The sequence below is a fragment of the Enterobacter sp. 725m/11 genome (assembly GCF_011683705.1).
Lineage (GTDB): Bacteria > Pseudomonadota > Gammaproteobacteria > Enterobacterales > Enterobacteriaceae > Enterobacter > Enterobacter bugandensis.
In genome coordinates this window covers 35,160-53,110 of sequence record NZ_JAAQOK010000019.1, presented here as the reverse complement: position 1 = coordinate 53,110, position 17,951 = coordinate 35,160, and the positions used below count along the sequence as shown (strand labels likewise).

Here is a 17,951-nt window from a genome sequence, read left to right as displayed (position 1 = left end):
TGCGGTTTGTTGCCGGGTAGCGACGGTGCCTTACCCGGCCTACACGATCGTAGGCCCGTGCAAGCGAAGCGCCACCGGGCAAAAAGGATTAACGCAGACCGAGCTGGAAAATCAGCGTTTCAGCTTCGCAGGCAAACACAAAATCGATATCCAGCTTCACGCCGCCGTCCACTTCTGTGAAGGTAGATTTGATTTCACACGGATCGGACTCCACATCACGCGCGCGCTTGCTCAGCGCGGCCAGCGTTTCTTCGGCTTCGGCGCGGTTGGTGAACACACGGCTGTAAGACGCGGTGCAATCGGTGTTGTCCATGATGGTGCCAACATCCATACAGCAGCAAACCGGGGTTTCATCAGCACTGCATTTACTCATAGCTCAATTTCCTCTGTATTCGCGCAGCGCGCGAGATAAACACGATGCTGATATTTTACGCCCCAGCGCTGGCTCTCTCCAGCCGTTAATGGCGCAAAATCGGATAAGTGACCGATATCACACTAAAAAATGATCTAAAACAAAAACCACACTTTTGGGTGAGCCGCGATGGTCACAATTTTGCCAACCAGATCTCGTTTCAAGAAACATGTTTGAAAATATTAATAAACAAACTTGCAACATTCAGGCTGGTCGGACCTATACTCTGGCCACTGGTCTGATTTGTCTGTCATACCTCAGACCCTACACTTCGCGCTCCTGTTACGGTATGTAACAATTATTGAATAAAAATAACTCAATGAGGTTATGGTCATGAGCCAGAAAACCCTGTTCAACAAGACTGCGCTGGCAGTCGCAGTGGCAATCGTCTCTACTTCCGCCTGGTCAGCGGGCTTTCAGCTAAACGAATTTTCTTCCTCTGGCCTTGGCCGCGCGTATTCAGGGGAAGGTGCAATCGCTGATGATGCTGGTAACGCAAGCCGTAACCCTGCATTAATCATGATGTTCGATCGCCCGACCTTCTCTGCTGGTGCGGTGTATATCGATCCTGATGTCAACATTTCCGGCACGTCACCTTCTGGTGCGAGCCTGAAAGCAGATAACATTGCGCCAACGGCGTGGGTACCTAACCTGCACTTCGTTGCACCAATCAATGAACAATTTGGCTGGGGCGCATCCGTCACGTCTAACTATGGCCTTGCTACCGAGTTCAATAACAACTACCCGGCAGGCGAATACGGCGGTAAAACAGACCTGACAACGCTAAACCTGAACCTGAGCGGTGCTTATCGTCTGAACGACAGCTGGAGCTTCGGTCTGGGCTTTGATGCCGTCTACGCCGATGCAAAAATTGAGCGTTACGCCGGTGAACAAACGGCTCGCCTGCCGAAAAACAGCAACAAAATTGCCAGCCTGAAGGGCGATGAGTGGGGCTATGGCTGGAACGCCGGTATTCTGTACGAGCTGGACAAAAACAACCGCTGGGGCCTGACCTATCGTTCCGAAGTAAAAATTGACTTCGACGGTGATTACAAGAGCGGCATCCTGACGCCGGTCAATAGCCTGGTCCCTGGTGCGGGTACCACTATCCCGTGGGGGACTTCCGGTCAAACTGTCCCTGGCTCACTGTCACTGCATCTGCCAGAAATGTGGGAAGTCTCCGGTTACAACCGCGTAGCGCCACAGTGGGCTATTCACTATAGCCTGGCCTATACCAGCTGGAGCCAGTTCCAGGAGCTGAAAGCGACCGGCACCAACGGTCAAACGCTGTTCTATAAGGACGAGAGCTTCCACGACGCCTATCGCATTGCGTTGGGTACCACCTATTATATGGATGATAACTGGACATTCCGTACCGGTATCGCATTCGATGACAGCCCGGTACCGGCTGATAAGCGCTCCATTTCCATTCCGGATCAGGACCGCTTCTGGGTGAGTGCTGGTGCAACCTACGCGTTCAACGAGAATGCTTCTGTCGATGCGGGCGTATCTTATATGCATGGCCAGAAAGTGACCTTCAAGGAAGGCCCGTACGAATTTACCTCTGAAGGTAAAGCCTGGCTGTTCGGTACTAACTTCAACTACGCGTTCTAATCGCGCAGGGATCAAAAAAGGTGAGCGTTGCTCACCTTTTTTATTTATTCCGAATCAATATCTTTGAGTTCGTTTTCAATAGCCTTCGCGTTTGGATTATCTTCCGGCTTCAGCTTGCCGCCGTTGGCGATAAAGTCATGATTCTGGAAGTACGCTTCACGCACCATAATGTACGGATCGGACGACTGGCGCAGCAAACCGTCTGAATCAAGCAGTTGCGCACGGGTTTCAATCCCTTCCACCGTCCATTTACCCACCGACAGCGGCCAGGTCAGCCACGACAGAACCGGATACAGCGTATCGACCATATCGCCGCCATCATCACGCACGGTGAAGCTGCCATAGAACGGCAGATGGACGTAAGGACCGTAACCGACACCATAATGCCCCAGCGTACTGCCGAAACGGTGCGGCTGTTCACGCTGCAGTTTCGGGTTTGCCATACCTGCAACATCGATAAAACCACCCATACCCAGCAGGGAGTTCAGGAAGAAGCGCGTAAAGTGCACCATCCCCTGATACGGATCGCCCTGCAGGAAATAGTTGACCATCACCGCAGGCTCTTCGAGGTTGCTGGTAAAATTGCTTAACCCGTTACGCGCGGGCTGTGGAACGTAATCGCGCCATGCTACTGCCACCGGGCGAACCACATACGGGTCCAGCACGTTGTAGTTGAAGCTATACATAGAGCGGTTAAATCCTTCGAGAGGATCGGAGCGTCCCGTTTGCTCCCCGGAGCTGGCGCAGCCCACAAGCATCGTCGCGCCCAGCGCAAGCGCCGACAGCCGAAGTTTCATAAATATCTCCCTGTTCAGTATGGCTATCGTTGATTGCCATCCGTAACGGAGCATCTGGCGCTCCGTCTGAAAACGTGCAAGTGATTGTAACAGCACGTTTACCGATGTCTATGAGTACAGTTACGGGCAGTAATCACCGTGACTCTGATCTCAGCATAGCCTGACTTTTGGAATTCGTTTCGCTGGCAATTTTATAATGTCTTTGAACAAGATGTATCACCTTTGTTGTCATTCCCGCCAATTTAAGAGCATCCCCACAGGCATCCCGATAAAAGCCGCTACGCTTAAAAGAAAGATCAACCTCCGGGAGCAGATATGAAAGAAGTGGGTGAAGACAAAATTGGCGAAAGTAATGAGGAACATGAAATTGAAAGCGAGGAGAAAGCGCGCGGGGAGGAGATAGAGATTGATGAGGATCGCCTCCCCTCCCGCGCGATGGCAATTCACGAACATATACGCCAGGACGGGGAAAAGGAGATGGAGCGCGATGCTATGGCCCTCTTCTGGTCAGCTATCGCGGCTGGACTGTCAATGGGCGCCTCGCTGCTTGCTAAAGGGATATTTCATGTGCAGCTGGAGGGCGTGCCCGGCGGATTTTTACTGGAGAACCTCGGCTACACCTTCGGCTTTATTATCGTCATCATGGCCCGCCAGCAGCTATTTACTGAGAACACGGTGACCGCCGTACTGCCGGTGATGCAAAACCCTACCCTCGGCAATTTTGGTTTATTGATGAGGCTCTGGAGCGTGGTTCTGCTGGGAAATATCATCGGCACGGGCATCGCGGCCTGGGCATTTGAATATATGCCGATATTTGATGAACCCACCCGGGACGCATTTGTGAAGATCGGTATGGATGTGATGAAAAACACGCCGGTCGAAATGTTTTCAAATGCCATCATCTCTGGGTGGATTATCGCCACAATGGTGTGGATGTTCCCTTCTGCCGGTAGCGCTAAAATCGTGGTGATCATACTGATGACCTGGCTAATTGCGCTGGCGGATACCACGCATATCGTGGTCGGTACCGTTGAGATACTTTACCTGGTCTTTAATGGCACGCTTCACTGGAGCGATTTTTTCTGGCCGTTCGCCATTCCGACGCTGGCGGGGAATATCTGCGGCGGAACGTTTATCTTCGCGCTGTTAAGCCATGCCCAAATCCGTAACGACATGTCGAATAAACGCAAAGCCGAGCTTAAGGCGCAGGCAGAAAAGGATAAAGCAGCAAAAAAATCAACCTGAATGGTGACTCTTTGAGCAGTCAGGCGGCAACGCGCTTAACGCAAAGTGTAAATAACGCTATACTCGTGCCGCCTCGTCCCCTTAGTTAAATGGATATAACGAGCCCCTCCTAAGGGCTAGTTGCAGGTTCGATTCCTGCAGGGGACACTTTTATCTTCCTCTGTTTTTAACCCAAATTAGTCTGTTCGCTGCAAAAACTCATTGAGCAGAAGCATCCTGCTTTATTTGAGCATAACGCGTTGCCAGTTGCTTTAGGTGAAGCTCAAGTTGGGTCTTTTCTGCTTCAGGGAGCGCACTTCCTGCAGGATACTGCGACAGGCGCCTGAGCTGCTCTTCAGCGGGTATCGCATGGTTAAATGACTGTATAGTCGAAAAAACCACGGATTTAAGCTCACTCACGGTTATATATTTTCCTTTTTGCTCATCAAGACTACTCAGCCGATCACTCAGTTGCTGAAGCGTCATCATCCCCTGATACCAGCTGTTCATTGCGTCTACAGGCAACGCCGTCGCGTTAAACTTTTTTTGCCACTGTATTATCAGCGCGTTAGCCTCTTCGGGCCGTAATGTCTGGAGCTGCTTTAACAGCTGTAGGCTGTAGGAAATATTCCAGTCAGGAGAAAGTTTATCCAGCCGTGTAAGCTGCTGCTGCGTATCTGAGATAAACGTAGACGGTAACGTTCCTCGCTGCGTTAACGCGTCTTGCTGAACAGGTGTAAGCACTTCAGGTAACGGCGCCAGTGAGGCAATGGCCTGAGTCGTTAAGGGATCGGGTCTGGACAGAAAGCCCCCTCCCCACGCTACGGCGACGCAGGCCACCAGCGCAGAACACATCCCGGCGACAAAGGGCTTCCACTGCCCGGCAATCCGGGAGGGCATCACAGGTTCCTCACCGTTCGGCTCATTTTTCTGCTGGACAACATATACCCTTTTCACCGCCTGGATCGGTTCATCCTTTTCCAAAGGCGCTTCCCTGTCGGGCTTCATCTCATGCGAATCTGTCATTCCATGATTTTTTTCCAGTCTTGCCGCATTAGAATGTATCACCGTTCGTAATGTCTCGAACTGGCTAAGGTGTTTAAGCTCAAGGGTCTGGAGCACCGCCCCCAGCCTGGAAAGCAACGCTTCAGCGTTATATAGCTCACTCAGATTGCTGTCATCCAAAGTGAGCATACGCATGAGTTGCTGCAGGCGCTGGCTCAGGCTGCTAAGGATTTCCATTCGCACGTGTTGCGAATGCGGCCAGAAAACCTCCCACTGGTGGCTAATCAGAGCCTCCAGGATCGCCAGCCCCTCATTCAGGCCAGCGACTCCAGACTGCTGCGTACGGGCGAGGGTGTACCAGGCTGCAGTCTGCAACTCGACACCGTTTTGCTCGAATAATGAAAGGCAGCGTTTTTCAACGTATACCCAGTTCACGTCCGGTCGAGCGGGATGGCTTAATTTACTCAGTTCATCGCGAAGGGCGGCATAATCCGGAAGCGTGCGCGGGTCGCCGCCGGTTTTTAACGTTATATCTATAGTCATTCTGGAGGGCCTGCATATTCGTGTCAGTTGATTTCGTCAGTTGATGAAATAATGTTATCGCTATGGCAACAGCGCTAAAATCAGACCGAAAAAAATACCTTCATCAAATAATTGTCCTGACCGAGATGGTGTATCAGGGGGAGTGAAGATCCAGTCACTTCCCCCCCCTACCCGCATAAAGAGCCGCCCTTGAGAAATAACATTTTCTCCGGAACAGAAAGTCACCTCGACACAACCGGCGACGCCCTGTCCATACAGAAAGATCGGCATAAACTTTACCGCCCGACTGTCATAACGAAGAACAATACCGGAAATCTCAAAAGCCCCTCCCTCCACCAGCAGGTCCGAAACGGAAGCAGAGACAGTGCTCACATTCAGTCCGGTACCTGTGAGCCACTCATCCATCTGCTGCTGAAGTTGCTCCATTCGCAGGCGAAACGCTGCAATATCTGCCTGAGTTTTACTGACTGGAGGAACGGGTGAAGGTTGACTGGCCTGCAGTTTTTTTATGAATTGTGATTTTACTGACATAGTGTTTCCTGGCCTTAAATACGGGCTGTGGTATCGAGGTACTGCTGTTGCCTGAGGTGCCTCAACAGAACCCGTCCTTCGGGCATAAACTCAGTGCCATAGCGCACCAGGCCAATCCCCTTGAGTTCAGCGTCAATGGCATAGCGCAGTTCGCCTGGAACTTTTTGGTCCAGCAGAACAACATCTATCTTCTTCAGTCGAGGTTCATATTTGAGCAAGACAGTCGACAGCGTGCTCATAAGTTCATGGGCCGTCCCAGGCATACCCTGAAGGATTTTCGTCATATCGGGCAAGCCGAAGTCAGGGAGATGCGCGAGCGTGCCGGCGCGACAGTTGAGAACGCGCTGCATATTATCCAACACTGAGAGGATGACCTGATTTTCTTCACTCACCTGGTTGAGGTTGAGGCCACCGGAAAAGTTTCCGGTTAGCATTTCATACAGTGAAGGCGTGTTATGTCCGTGGGGCATCAGTTGTCCTTAAGCGGTTGCAGCGTCAGATGATTCTCGCCAGCTTCCAGAGTACGCGGTTTATCCGGATCCAGGTCGCTGCGTTTAATAACCTGCTTCCAGGTGCTGTTGACCTCATCCGGATGGCGGAACAGCCCCACCACAGCCACAAACTGCGCAGCTTCTTCCATCGGCATATCAAGGCTTGCATCACCGCCTGGTTTTACCACGACATCACGGCTCGCTAGCATATCGCCTTTCAGAATGCTGCTATCATCCTGAAGCAGTTGCATATAAACCGTCTTATCAAAGATTTTTCGATCTTTAAGCTGGTAAACCCGCACCACGACTGGTTCAGAAAGCGGATTACTTTCTCGGGCATCAATGTTCAGCGCCTCACGTGCAGTGAAATCCAGATGCAGTATTTTAATCTTTTTATAGAACACAGAATTAAACGCCGATTTGGTGCCGTCGGTGACGCTCTGCGCCACGCCGCAGCCTGTCAGGCTAATCGCCATAAAAGGTATAATCCAGCGCATGGTCTTAATTAAACTTGTAGGTAACACGTCGATTTCCTTGTTGCGGTTTCGCAGGCTCCAGCCCGCGGTAATCACCCAGTTCTGTCGTAAAGGTATCGGGTATTTCATCCGAAAGAGTATCACCCTCTACTCCCAGCACACCGTTCATTCCCAGCCAGAAAGGGCTTTCGCCCAGCGGTGGAACGGCCAGCAGCCGGACTGAAGTGGTCAATGTAATTCTGGCCTTGAACCGCCAGCCCAGGTACACCCGGAGCATGACCAGGAAATCCTGATACAGCTGGCCGTCCGGCTTCCAGCCCTGCGCCTCCTGTTCGTTTTCCGTCGCGAGCGCAACCAGCAACTGGCTGCTGGCATCCATTGCTTCGTCACCCAGCGGGGTATTGCCGTCCAGTTGAAAATCGTCATCACCGTAGAAGCCCAGTTGCTGACTGACCTCCACCGGTCGAAGGCAGTATGGACTGACCTTCACGAGAGTATCCGGGGCCAGCAGTGTCACCAGGGCCTGCATCCCCTCCTGGGTTTTGCCCGGCTGCTGCAGAACCCCGAGTAACGCCAGAAAGCGGGAAACCGGGGTGGCAATGTGGTTTGCGGTTCCCGGTATGCCCAGCCCTACCAGCCCCAGCAGCGACTGTGAAATGCTGTCCGTTCCCCCCGGCTCAAACGTTGCGGGATAGGAGTATTTGCGCCAGATGCGGTAAAACTGCGTCAGGATGCGATGGCTGAAGATATCCAGAAAACCCTGCAGCGCTTCATACCCTTCACGACGCTGAGTGATATCATCGAGATAGGCTGTCGGCTGAGGTGAGTCGACACCGTACATCCCCATAAAGGTTGTGCGGATGAGCGGTGGTCTGCTGTCATCATCCTCGGCATACTCGACAGCCTTTAGCTCACTGGATGGGAATCCCATCCCCGAGTGCGGTGCAAAACGTACCGGGTCATCTGCGGGATGGCTGGTCGAGCCCATCAACGGCTTACCTGGATTGCGCTTCTCCAGCAGTTGACAGAAACGGTAAAAGTTAATGCGGTGAAGATCCGCCTCCAGCCGTGGGCTCAGCCGGGAATACGGCGGTTGTGCTTCTCTTGCCATTCCAGGCGTTCTCCGGTCGGTTGCAGAATGATAATCAGGCGGTTAAACAGATAGATATCGGTGTAGAGCGCGAAGAAGCGGCTTAGCATCTCGCCGAAGAGACAGATGTCGCCACGCCCGGCAAAGCCGTAGCTGTCCAACGTCACCTCAATCTGCACCCCGCGCACCAGGTACCCCTGCTCAAAGCGTTCCGTTTCACTGTGCTTCACGTCGATAATCGCCTCCAGACGACGGCGGTTCATCTCGCTGTCAGTCCACTCGTACAGCGCCAGCGTGCCGCGCAGCACGTCGGCATTGTCCATCATCGACAGGAAGCCGCTGCCAAGATGACTCAGCACACGCCAGTGAAAGCGATCCTGCGCCGGGGGATAACAGGGCAGCGTCGGCGCACACAGGTTACGCACGGCAATACTGGCTGAAGTCGTTTTCATCACTGTATCGAGCACGGTGCTCTGGAGCGCTCGCCGCGGGAGCTGGCCGTTTGTGCCCGTGAGCGTCAGGGACAGGCTTTCATCTTCTGGTACCGTGTGGTTATCAAACGCTTCGCCGCCCAGAATAAGCCAGGTGTTGTACAGGCCTGACGGGCCGCGCCGCACACGAGTGTGATAATAATATTCCGGGGCTTCATGACGCATCATGCCGCCTTTGTGACGGAAGCTCGAGAATGGCACGTAGGTATGCTGGCTGGATGACATCACCGAGTCCACAGAGTAAATCTCAGTATGGCCGTCCTGCACCCGCATCGGTCGCAGCATGTATTCGGTCTGCAGGGAGTTGAGCGTCAGCGGGTCAGATTCCAGCGGGAACAGGTTGATCACCGGCACACAGTTCAGGCGCAGATGCTTTTCGGTAAAGCTGAAATCATGCTCCCAGCGTTCTGCCAGCACCACGTCGATTTCAAACCAGGGGAGTTCAGCCGGAAAGACTACGGTCTCCAGTCCACGCAAGCCGGTAAACATGAATTTCTCACGGAAGGTGAAGTACTCCAGCAGCAGCTGATAGCCGCTAAAACTACTGCTCCCCTTCGGCCAAAGGTCGTCATCATCGTCAAATCCCAGCACGGCGAAATAGCCGTCAAGCGGTCTTCTGTCTATATCACCCGGCATCCGCAGCCACAGGCGCGCCGTATTCATGGTAAAGGCTTCATGCATGGCGCAGGCTAGTGGTGCGTCTGCGTTGAAGTAGAACGGGAGCTGGCTGAGATCGATACGGCTCCAGTCGGCGAGATGGCTGCAGTTAAACCGCAGGCTAATAACCGAACGCCCGTCAGGGTCAGTCGACAGGCGGACGTGCTCAAGCGACAACGGCTGGAGAGTAATCTCTTTAGTTGTGGTATACCGACAGCGCGTGCCCTTCTCACCGATCGGCCTTGAGTTCACCTCAAAGCCTTTGACGATGCGCATCTGCTCTTTCATCTCACGCCACTCAGGGGTGAACTCCACCACCGACATCGACGGTATGGTGCGCAGGTAATGCGGCCAGAGCAGGCTGACCAGCCCTTCTGTCAGTTCAGGCAGGTCGTCATCAAGCTTTTCACGCAATCGCCCCATCAGGAAGGCAAAGCCCTCAAAAAGGCGTTCCACGTACGGGTCGCGCGCGCCAGCTTTATCGAGGTTGAGCATTGCTGCCTGCTCGGGGTGAGCGCGGGCAAATTCTTCGCCGGCTTCCAGCAAGTAGCGCATTTCAGCGTCGTAGTAACGCAGGGTTAAGTCGTCCATAGATAACCAATATGATTGAATGTTTAACAGTGTTAGGGATAAAGGGAAGCCATGACAGCCTGCAACTTATTGATATGGTATCGACTAATATTTCTTGCTTACTCGCTTAAACACCATAAGAGAGATAATATAAATAACAACAAAAGCAATATTCGAAGAACCATAAAACAGCCAAACCATGGAGTAGGTTTCGTCAACCAAATAATCCAAACTTGTTCCAATTAACACGGTTTCAAAAGTGTATTTGATATCCATGAGTGAAAGGGAAAGAATTGTTGTACTGACCAGTAAAAACAAAACTACAGGCACAAAAGCTAGCAGTAGACGCTTAATCATTCTCAATTCCCTGGGATTGGCTGAATGTTGTGGGGGCATAACCGCTCGAGCCTTTTCCTGTGAGCCCACTTCCTTTGCCTATTGCCCCGGCAGTTTCATTACCGCTGCCTGCACCTTCAATTTCCTTATAATCTGAAGCGTTATGATAGTTGCCCATAAATTCGTCAGTCATTCTAACTATTCGCATATCAGCTGGATTTACAGCTAAATCCTCCAAATAAGCATTCAAAGACGATGGAATCGCAAAGTCTTCACTATAACCCAAAGAGTATAGCAGTCTCACGTCAAATATTCCTGTACCTGCTTTTTTAAGTCCCGTTACTGATGTTGTAGTACAGTTGTTCACTGCCAGGTTATATCTATCAATAACGCGTCCATCTTCTTTTATTTCCGCACTAGTATTTTTTCCATCAGGGTGAACGCTGCTGGATGCCCATAAAGCATTAAATATTGATAGCGTGTTGGATTCATCGACGTCCAGTATTTTAAAAACTGACGCCCTCATCCGATAAAGTTCTTTTATGTAAAACCCTACCGCTCTTTCGCCGGAATATTTAATCAACACGCCTTCACCTACAGGACTAAATCCTTCCTGATCATATCTTCCATAGGTGAACACATGGATCATATTATTAATGTGTATTGAAACGAAAACATGTCCTGCACCTTGGGTTTCTGTCCAGAGGAAAACGCCATCACTCAGTTCATTCGGTTCTGCAATACACACTCCCGCAAGGTCATTTTGACCAGACTGGCTACTATCATTGCCAGGAGCAAACATCGTATCAGCCCGTGAGCCAGCCAGATACGATGTCTTTCCAGCGCCTCCTGCAGTTGAAATTGCACCAGCCGAACTCTTCTCGTACGTATCATCCATCATCGACGGAATAAACTTTGCCTTACAGGGGCATGAACTGTAGCTGTCGAGAGTCCCGGCCATTCGTCTGCCGTGAATGATATCGTTATCGATGCCACCGGCTACCTTGTAAATTCCTACAAATTTACCGCAGGTCACGCCGTCCTGTTCCCGGGCAACAGGTTTACCAAACAGAGTGTGATCTTCTGCGCCCGTGATAATTCTCCCGCCACAGGTTGTTTTGTCACCCTGCACCAGATAAAAGCCTTTTACTGGCATACGTTTTCCTTTTCGCTGAATTCAGTCCTGGTTACCCGCAAAGCACCGCACTGCCTGCCGGGTCAAGCGCAATCAGACCGGCCAGAAGCTGATCCATCTCGGGCTGAAGCCGAGATTTATCGGTTTCGCTGCGGGTGGCTTTCATGCGCAGCAGTCTGAGACGGCGCGATTTGACTTCAAATAGCAGCGCTGGGGTCCACTGCGTGAGGGTGATGGACTGTGCAGCGCCATCGAGTTCCCCCAGCAGATGCAGGGCCAGTTCATTTTTGCCCTTCTGCTCCGCCACGCGGGCCATTAGCAAGCGCAGCAGCCATTTGTCTTTCGTGGAGTCGTTGCCCGGGAGAGTCTGCAGCCAGTGAAGTGTGGCATCCAGGCCATCCGTGTCCGCCTTCTCAAGCGCTTCCTGCTCGAGGGTCAGAATATCGTTGTCCGTCTCACTGGCAGTACTGACTCGCTCATCACGCCAGCCGGACATATCGTCCAGCACGCTCTGATTTATCCAGTTCAGCGTGACCTCATCAGCAAACGGCGTACCGTCATTAAAGGCCAGCGTTTCAAGCCCGGTGAGGCGGCGTAGCAATCCTTTCAGGTCAGCGGCGATGATATCAGCCAGTACATCCTGCCCCAATTTCATCAGGGCCTGGTGGATATACCACTGCAAATCCAGCCAGAGGTGGTTGGCGCCACGGGAGAAAGTGCTGTCCGCGTGCTCCAGTATCTCCAGCCAGCTCTGCTGCAGGTACAGACGTTTGAGCATGGTCCGCTGGTCAGCCCGCGGTGGTTCGATGCGCGTTTTCCCTTCTGCATCAGGAGCCGGGATAGCGCTCAGCGTGTCATGACGCAGGCTTTTCATCAGCCGGTGTGCGGCAAGCCATCCATCGGGCTGCTCACGCAGATAACCCGTCAGGGTCCGGGCCTGGGCCAGTAAATCCTGACCGGACGTAATGCGGCTCAGGACGGGCGCATCAGGTTCTGTCACGTGCGATAAGATCTGTGGCTGAGACGAGTCACTGGCGTTCTGAGGAACCAAAGCATCTACGCCACCAGCCTTCATCAGGCGGGATTCCAGCGCGCTGAACAGCGCATTCAGTTCTGGCCGTGACGTTTCCGGCTCTGTCTCCAGACTGTCGCGGATGAGCAACAGCGCACCGGCAGTGCGCTGAGCATCGCTGCGCACTACTTCCGGCCAGAGGGAGAGGCTGTCGAGCAGACGAGAGCCTGCGAGCCACTCCAGCGCCGGCTTACGGCTTCGCTCCCGCTGCGGATGAAGCTGAACTCCGTAGCGCTGCAGCAATCCTGCCAGCAGTTCAAGCCCTTCGGCAAAGCCGGTTTCCCCGTCCTGGTGCAAACGCGCCCAGCAGTAATAGGTGGCAATCCGGATATCTTTGGCGGTAGTGGTCAGCAATTTTTCGGCAAGCGTACAAATCAGCCCGGTATCGATGCCGGAGAGTTTATTCACCTCCTCTCTGATACGCTGGAAATCATCGTCATAACCCGGATCTTCCCCTGTAGGATTGGTGTCGCTGACAGGGGCAAGCCAGGGCCGCCAGCTTTCTGTTCGTACCTGCGCCTGCTGTCGTAGTTCAATTTCGTCCGCCTGACAGGCGGCAACCAGATTCTGAAGAGTGCTCATTATTCGATTCCATCCATGTCACTATTTTCCGTGTTGGCCATCAGCGCCTGAGCCGTGGCCGCGCTGTCAACGCTGAAGATCTGATCCGGCAGCGTGAAGCCGTGCAGTGCCAGTAATGCCAGCGGCCCGCTGCCCAGCTGTGAACGCAGTACCCATTGCAGAGTACGACCATCCGGGGCGGTGAAACTTACCATCCACTGGCTGCGGTCAAGCTGCTGCCGCTTGCCCTGATCCAGCCAGCGAATAAAGCCCCAGGTCCCGCTGTAATCCCCAAACAGACGCGCTCCGGCGTTGACCGAGGTCCAGGTCAGCATTGTTCCTGGTTTGTATGTGTCTCCCGGCCAGCGGAAGGACTGCCAGTCGGCCATCTGGTTAAAGTAGTGCAGCTTTTGACCATCAATGGTCAACTGAGTTTCCACTACCTGCGGTGCCGGGCGCGCCTGCAGCTCGAAGCTAATGCCCTGACTGCCATCGGTAAACAGAATGTCTGACAGCCCGCTCAGTTGATTAATCGCCCGCAGGAACGTTGGGTTAAAGCTCAACCCCTGGCTGTTAATCTTATCCGGCACCCACTGACTGCCCTCTTTATGCAGCACACCGCTGAGTTCAGTCGTCAGGAAGCGTTCAATACGCCCGCTGTCCTTACGTATAAATTCGGCCAGCATGGGCAAAGAGGCATCACTCTTGCTCGCGGCGAACGGGAAGCGCCCGTCAAATGCCGTATGCCAGTTAGCCACAACTGAGCGACTCCATTTGTCATTCAGACTTGCTGCCGACGGCTGAAGCACGGTCTCCCAGGCCTGGGTCAAAGGCTGCACAAACATAGTGCTGCCAAAACCGCTCCACTCTTCGCCAAGGCTTGCCGAAATGAGGCTGCCGTACTGCTGGGTGTCGGTCAGATCCACACTTTTGCCCTGGAATACGGTTTGCGCCAGGGTCTGCATCATCTCCTGCGGGTCTGAGGCGCTGGCCACCTGCTGCAGGCGCAGGCGCACGCGGGTGATACGGGTCAGATAGGTCTGCAGGCTCAGAGAGTTGTCAGCCGACATGACGTTACTGCCGTTGTTTTTACCCAGAAGCTGAAGCAGCGGGCCGAAGGTTTCATCCAGAGGTCCCTGTGGGCCTGACGCTGACTGGTCAATCGCAGGTTTGTCTTTCCCGCCTACGAGGTCTTTAGCCGATTTGATGATTGAGTCTGAGAGGCCTTCGCTTTTCTGGCCGGTCTGCCCCTGCCAGGCGAGTGTATTCATCAGGGCAATCAGCGGCGACTGGCGGACATCGCTCATCAGCGTCAGTTGGTCGGTGACATCGGCAATATTGTTTGTTGGATTTAATCGCAGGCTGTTGAGGAAGTTCAGCCAGCTGCCGGCAAAGTCAGTAAAGTAACGCTCTGTCAGGCGCGCTTTGAGCGCTTCCGGGGAGAGATCCGCCGATACGGCTTTGCGGGAATCGCTCAATACCCAGTCAATTTCATCCTTGCGCGAGGTTGCCGCCTTCTCAATGGCCTGCTGGATACCGCCTTCCCAGGCCTGTCGGGTAAACATACCCGGCACCACTTCTTCGGTGGTGAACAGCCGACGGGCATCGGTACCGCTGGTCATGTCCTCCAAAGACACATCGGCGAAATTACGGCGTACGGATTTGAGCATGTTCTCATACAGGGTACTTTCTGCATTGCGGTGGCCAATTTGCTGCAACAGCACCTGACGGCTCTGGCTGACCAACTGCGCGTCCGGGGTGATTTTCCACTGTGGCTGCTTTGGCAATTCGTTAATGTAGAAAGCCCATAAATCCGGCGACAGACTCTGCCATAGCCCGGTTGAGATGCCCATACGCGTCGGCTGCACGGTTTTCATCGCTTGCGCGTAAAATGCACCGTCGGCTTTATCCGGACGAACCATCATCAGCCAGGCTTTCAGCTGGTCATAGCCCGGTTTCGCCAGCTGCGCCCGCTGGTCGCTGTTTGGCGCTGAACTGACCAGCGCTGTAAGCTTTTGCGCCAGGGCGGCGTTCGCCGGGTCGCGTATCAGGCGGTTGTTCGCCACACCATACCAGGGCAGCATCGCACTGAGCAGTTGCTGGTTATGGTCAATCCCGAAGCGCTGATACCATGGCGTGCCCTCCTCAACATTATGCAGCAGGCGACCGGCGTCGTTTCGCAGGTCATGGAGTGCCGTCAGTTGGTAGTCCGATACGGAAGGGTGTTCCACCAGGGCACGGGCTTGTTGCGCAACTGAGACTATCTGTGACCGGTTAACCGCAAACGACAGCAGCGTTCCCGCCCCCCAGACGCCAATCATCGCCATTAGCGTCCAGGCGAGCGTTCTTTCCCACGCCATACCGACACGGCGGCCACGCACACGGGTGCAGTCGTCAACGATACCCTGCCATGTCACCGGCAGGGTCAGGGTATGGCGTTGTGATTCCGGGATATATTTCTCCGTTCCGGCAGTTTCCTCTGACGTCTCCGCGGGTTGCTTCCCCGGCAGGCTGAACATCAGGCCCCGCAGTGGAACGCGCTGCTGAGAGACAGAGAGCCATGGCAGCAGTTGCTGAGCCCAGCGGGCGATACCGCCGTCTTTGAGATGCTGGCCCAGACGCAGCAGGAAGTCGTGGCGGTTGTTTTCCGCGACCTGACTCATCCCCTGCGCCCGCAGGGCCGGCAGCATCAGCTCAAGCTGGCGGATAACATCGTCTTCTTTTGCGCGCAGTGAAAAGCTTGCCCCCACTGGCTGCTCAGGACGTGTGGCCTGTGACCATTTGCTGTCGCAGAGTTGCCACAGCCAGACCGGTACGGAATAACAGAGAAGTTCGCTGATTTTTTCCAGCCCGCGTAAATCGTTGTCACTGATTTGTGGGGTCAGGTTAAGCGACGGCGGCATGATGCGGACAATCGCGTCCAGCGGGCGTCCACGACGCAGCTTACGCAACGCGGTGTATTTTTCCTTGTCCGGTTCAGTCGTCAGGCTCCCGCCATAAATCAGAACGGTACGGTTGCCTTCAAGCCACTGGTTTTGCTGCAGGCCGGGAACCAGTTGCTCTATCGCGGCTTCGTCGCCGGTTATCAACAACAGGTGGGCTTTGCCACGCCAGTAAAGACCGATACGCGTACGCAGATGAGCACGTATCCTGGCAGACATCAGCACTGCCGGAGATACAGGAGCTTTTTCACTCTCCCGTTTCTTCTCGTCATCACCCTTAGTTTTGTTGATGAGAGCATCAAATTCCTTTTTGCCACCACTGAGAGCCTGCAACAGGAGTAAAACCAGCATGGCAGATATGCATCCGGTAGTGCAGCCCCCGCCAATAAGCCAGTAAATCTGCTGCTGGCTACCGTCTTCCAGCCCTGCCATATCTGGATGCTTCCAGACCATAAACGTCATTACGGCAAAAAGTAAAAAGAGAATAAATACGACAGAAAGATAGCGGCCTTCCGTAGTCTTTGGTGCAAAAGAAAAAGGTAGCTTCACGGATCCATCTCCTGTCGGGAAGCAATCGGAGTAATAAGCGTGCTCCACAGCACATTCTGTGTCGTATCACCGCAGATAATCATCTGTGGAGACTGTGTCTGTCGGGCTATTTCAGTGGCGGCCGCGATGGCCAGCCAGGGGGCTGCGGCACCGGCATGTCCCATAGACCTGTCGAGTGAAATGACGGAGTCGTCCGCTACAGACTGCGCAGGATGTGCATTCTGGCACGCGATCACTTCTGCATGCTGCCCACCCGTCAGCCCGGCAAGCCATAAATTTTTCACGATATTTCCTTTGAGCGGGACGTTCCAGGCGGCCATGTTCATCCCCTCGCTCAGTTCACCTGGAGGGGAAGCATCTGGACGGTGCAGCAACGCGAGAGGGTCGAGTGCATCCTGTGTCAGGCGGTTGCCCAAAAGCAGTGCTACACCGGCCTCAGCTGTATTGTCAGAATCGGAAGGATTAAACTGGAGCCCCACAATCAATAGCATTGCATTATCTGTAATACGTATATTCAACCAGCGGTCAATTACGCTGAGTCCACTCCCTTCACCATATTCAACAGGATGGGGAATATTATTCTTTTGCCAGGCCTCGTCCCAGTAATGACGAATATTCCCAAGGGGCAGAGATGTTGTTATATCAAAAAAAACAACCAGTGGGACTTTCTCAGGAATTTGTGCAAAAGGAATGTCAGCAATCAACTGCGAAAAAATGTTAGTTATCACGAATTCTGGCAAGTCATGTGGGCTGGAAGCAACCTGGCTCATTCTTGTGCTTTCATTACCATCTCGGTCGACCTGTGAAACAATAATGCTATCGTTGTTTTGCATAGCAATAGCCGCATCTTTCTGATTAACTGATGAGTGGCCGGTAATAAATGCTGCATTCAGCACCTGTAGTACACGCCGTGCCTTACGGGTTTCCTGGAGGATCCACTGCTCTCGCTGTTTGTCAAAAGCGTTTGCTTTACTATCCTGTAAAGCCCAAAGAAGCAAACGAGAAAAAAACAAGACACTCCATAAAGCAACAGGTAAACCTATAGCCAATTTCCAAAAATACAGATTTTCAACATAACGCCCAAATATACGCATTAAGATAACACTGACCGAAAGCATGGCAACCAGAGCAATAAGCCAACGAGAGAAATTCAGAGAATTAGGTCTGGGATAGCGTTCTGGCAGATGTTTAAGTGTATATGACATTCATTTTCTCACGTAAGGATATTCCACCGGGGTACCCTGCAAGCACTCAAGATGACAGCAACAGTAACACAATTATAATTCTAAAATTGTTCATGCCCCACCTTCTTCATCTTTCGCAGACTTAGGCTAGAAATAATAAGATTCTAATTTACTTTAGTTGTGGAAATAAAACCCCATAACTGTTTGGAATAATACAAATTTAAAAGCAACAATTAGTTTCCACTTCACCACTGTCACTAATTTCATTTGG

15 protein-coding genes and 1 tRNA gene are annotated in these 17,951 nt (G+C 52.9%); 3 read left to right on the top strand and 13 right to left on the bottom strand.

The window, feature by feature from the left end; genetic code table 11:
• Nucleotides 1–88: 88 nt before the first annotated feature.
• Nucleotides 89–373 (bottom strand): YfcZ/YiiS family protein, encoded by a 285-nt coding sequence (locus HBA26_RS10405; protein WP_028013973.1) that lies wholly within the window; start codon nucleotides 371–373, stop codon nucleotides 89–91.
• Between the two features lie 372 nt (nucleotides 374–745).
• On the opposite strand from HBA26_RS10405, the gene fadL reads away from it, so the two are divergent.
• Entirely contained in the window at nucleotides 746–2,026 is a 1,281-nt protein-coding gene (gene fadL, locus HBA26_RS10400) for a long-chain fatty acid transporter FadL (protein WP_041908871.1), read from the top strand.
• A 44-nt stretch (nucleotides 2,027–2,070) separates the two neighbouring features.
• Here fadL and mlaA read toward each other — a convergent pair whose 3' ends face one another.
• Nucleotides 2,071–2,823 carry a phospholipid-binding lipoprotein MlaA gene (mlaA, locus tag HBA26_RS10395; RefSeq protein ID WP_041908870.1) on the bottom strand — a complete coding sequence of 251 codons (753 nt, stop codon included), beginning with the start codon at nucleotides 2,821–2,823 and terminating at the stop codon, nucleotides 2,071–2,073.
• Between the two features lie 315 nt (nucleotides 2,824–3,138).
• Here mlaA and HBA26_RS10390 point away from each other — a divergent pair, with 315 nt between their 5' ends.
• Nucleotides 3,139–4,068, top strand: a complete 930-nt coding sequence (locus tag HBA26_RS10390; RefSeq protein WP_041908869.1) for a formate/nitrite transporter family protein — start codon at nucleotides 3,139–3,141, stop codon at nucleotides 4,066–4,068.
• Nucleotides 4,069–4,143: 75 nt separating this feature from the next.
• Nucleotides 4,144–4,215 (top strand) — tRNA-Arg (locus HBA26_RS10385).
• A gap of 51 nt (nucleotides 4,216–4,266) precedes the next feature.
• On the opposite strand, the gene HBA26_RS10380 is transcribed toward HBA26_RS10385, so the two are convergent.
• From HBA26_RS10380 to HBA26_RS10330, 11 genes are all read right to left on the bottom strand, one after another.
• The gene (locus HBA26_RS10380) at nucleotides 4,267–5,595 is read right to left on the bottom strand and encodes a VasL domain-containing protein (protein ID WP_126345371.1); all 1,329 of its coding nucleotides are present in this window, start codon (nucleotides 5,593–5,595) and stop codon (nucleotides 4,267–4,269) included.
• A gap of 60 nt (nucleotides 5,596–5,655) precedes the next feature.
• A complete protein-coding gene (locus HBA26_RS10375; protein WP_041908865.1) occupies nucleotides 5,656–6,126 on the bottom strand; it encodes a hypothetical protein in 471 nt (156 codons plus the stop codon).
• Nucleotides 6,127–6,140: 14 nt separating this feature from the next.
• Nucleotides 6,141–6,596 carry a type VI secretion system baseplate subunit TssE gene (tssE, locus tag HBA26_RS10370; protein ID WP_041908863.1) on the bottom strand — a complete coding sequence of 152 codons (456 nt, stop codon included), beginning with the start codon at nucleotides 6,594–6,596 and terminating at the stop codon, nucleotides 6,141–6,143.
• Complete coding sequence (gene tssJ / locus HBA26_RS10365) at nucleotides 6,596–7,141, bottom strand: type VI secretion system lipoprotein TssJ (RefSeq protein WP_126345372.1); 546 nt, start codon at nucleotides 7,139–7,141, stop codon at nucleotides 6,596–6,598. Before tssJ ends, tssE begins: the two co-directional genes overlap by 1 nt.
• The gene (gene tssG, locus HBA26_RS10360) at nucleotides 7,119–8,204 is read right to left on the bottom strand and encodes a type VI secretion system baseplate subunit TssG (RefSeq protein ID WP_126345373.1); all 1,086 of its coding nucleotides are present in this window, start codon (nucleotides 8,202–8,204) and stop codon (nucleotides 7,119–7,121) included. The genes tssJ and tssG overlap by 23 nt, the downstream gene beginning before the upstream one ends.
• Complete coding sequence (gene tssF / locus HBA26_RS10355; protein ID WP_048959657.1) at nucleotides 8,168–9,922, bottom strand: type VI secretion system baseplate subunit TssF; 1,755 nt, start codon at nucleotides 9,920–9,922, stop codon at nucleotides 8,168–8,170. Before tssF ends, tssG begins: the two co-directional genes overlap by 37 nt.
• 84 nt (nucleotides 9,923–10,006) lie before the next feature.
• Nucleotides 10,007–10,258 (bottom strand): hypothetical protein, encoded by a 252-nt coding sequence (locus HBA26_RS10350; RefSeq protein WP_100169918.1) that lies wholly within the window; start codon nucleotides 10,256–10,258, stop codon nucleotides 10,007–10,009.
• Nucleotides 10,251–11,393, bottom strand: coding sequence for a PAAR domain-containing protein (locus HBA26_RS22895; protein ID WP_241235449.1), 1,143 nt, complete (start codon nucleotides 11,391–11,393; stop codon nucleotides 10,251–10,253). Before HBA26_RS22895 ends, HBA26_RS10350 begins: the two co-directional genes overlap by 8 nt.
• A 31-nt stretch (nucleotides 11,394–11,424) precedes the next feature.
• Entirely contained in the window at nucleotides 11,425–13,026 is a 1,602-nt protein-coding gene (gene tssA / locus HBA26_RS10340) for a type VI secretion system protein TssA (protein ID WP_063437047.1), read from the bottom strand.
• The gene (locus HBA26_RS10335) at nucleotides 13,026–16,496 is read right to left on the bottom strand and encodes an ImcF-related family protein (RefSeq protein WP_126345374.1); all 3,471 of its coding nucleotides are present in this window, start codon (nucleotides 16,494–16,496) and stop codon (nucleotides 13,026–13,028) included. Before HBA26_RS10335 ends, tssA begins: the two co-directional genes overlap by 1 nt.
• Nucleotides 16,493–17,701: a hypothetical protein gene (locus tag HBA26_RS10330; RefSeq protein WP_126345375.1), complete on the bottom strand. Its 1,209-nt coding sequence runs from the start codon at nucleotides 17,699–17,701 to the stop codon at nucleotides 16,493–16,495. Before HBA26_RS10330 ends, HBA26_RS10335 begins: the two co-directional genes overlap by 4 nt.
• Between the last annotated feature and the right edge of the window lie 250 nt (nucleotides 17,702–17,951).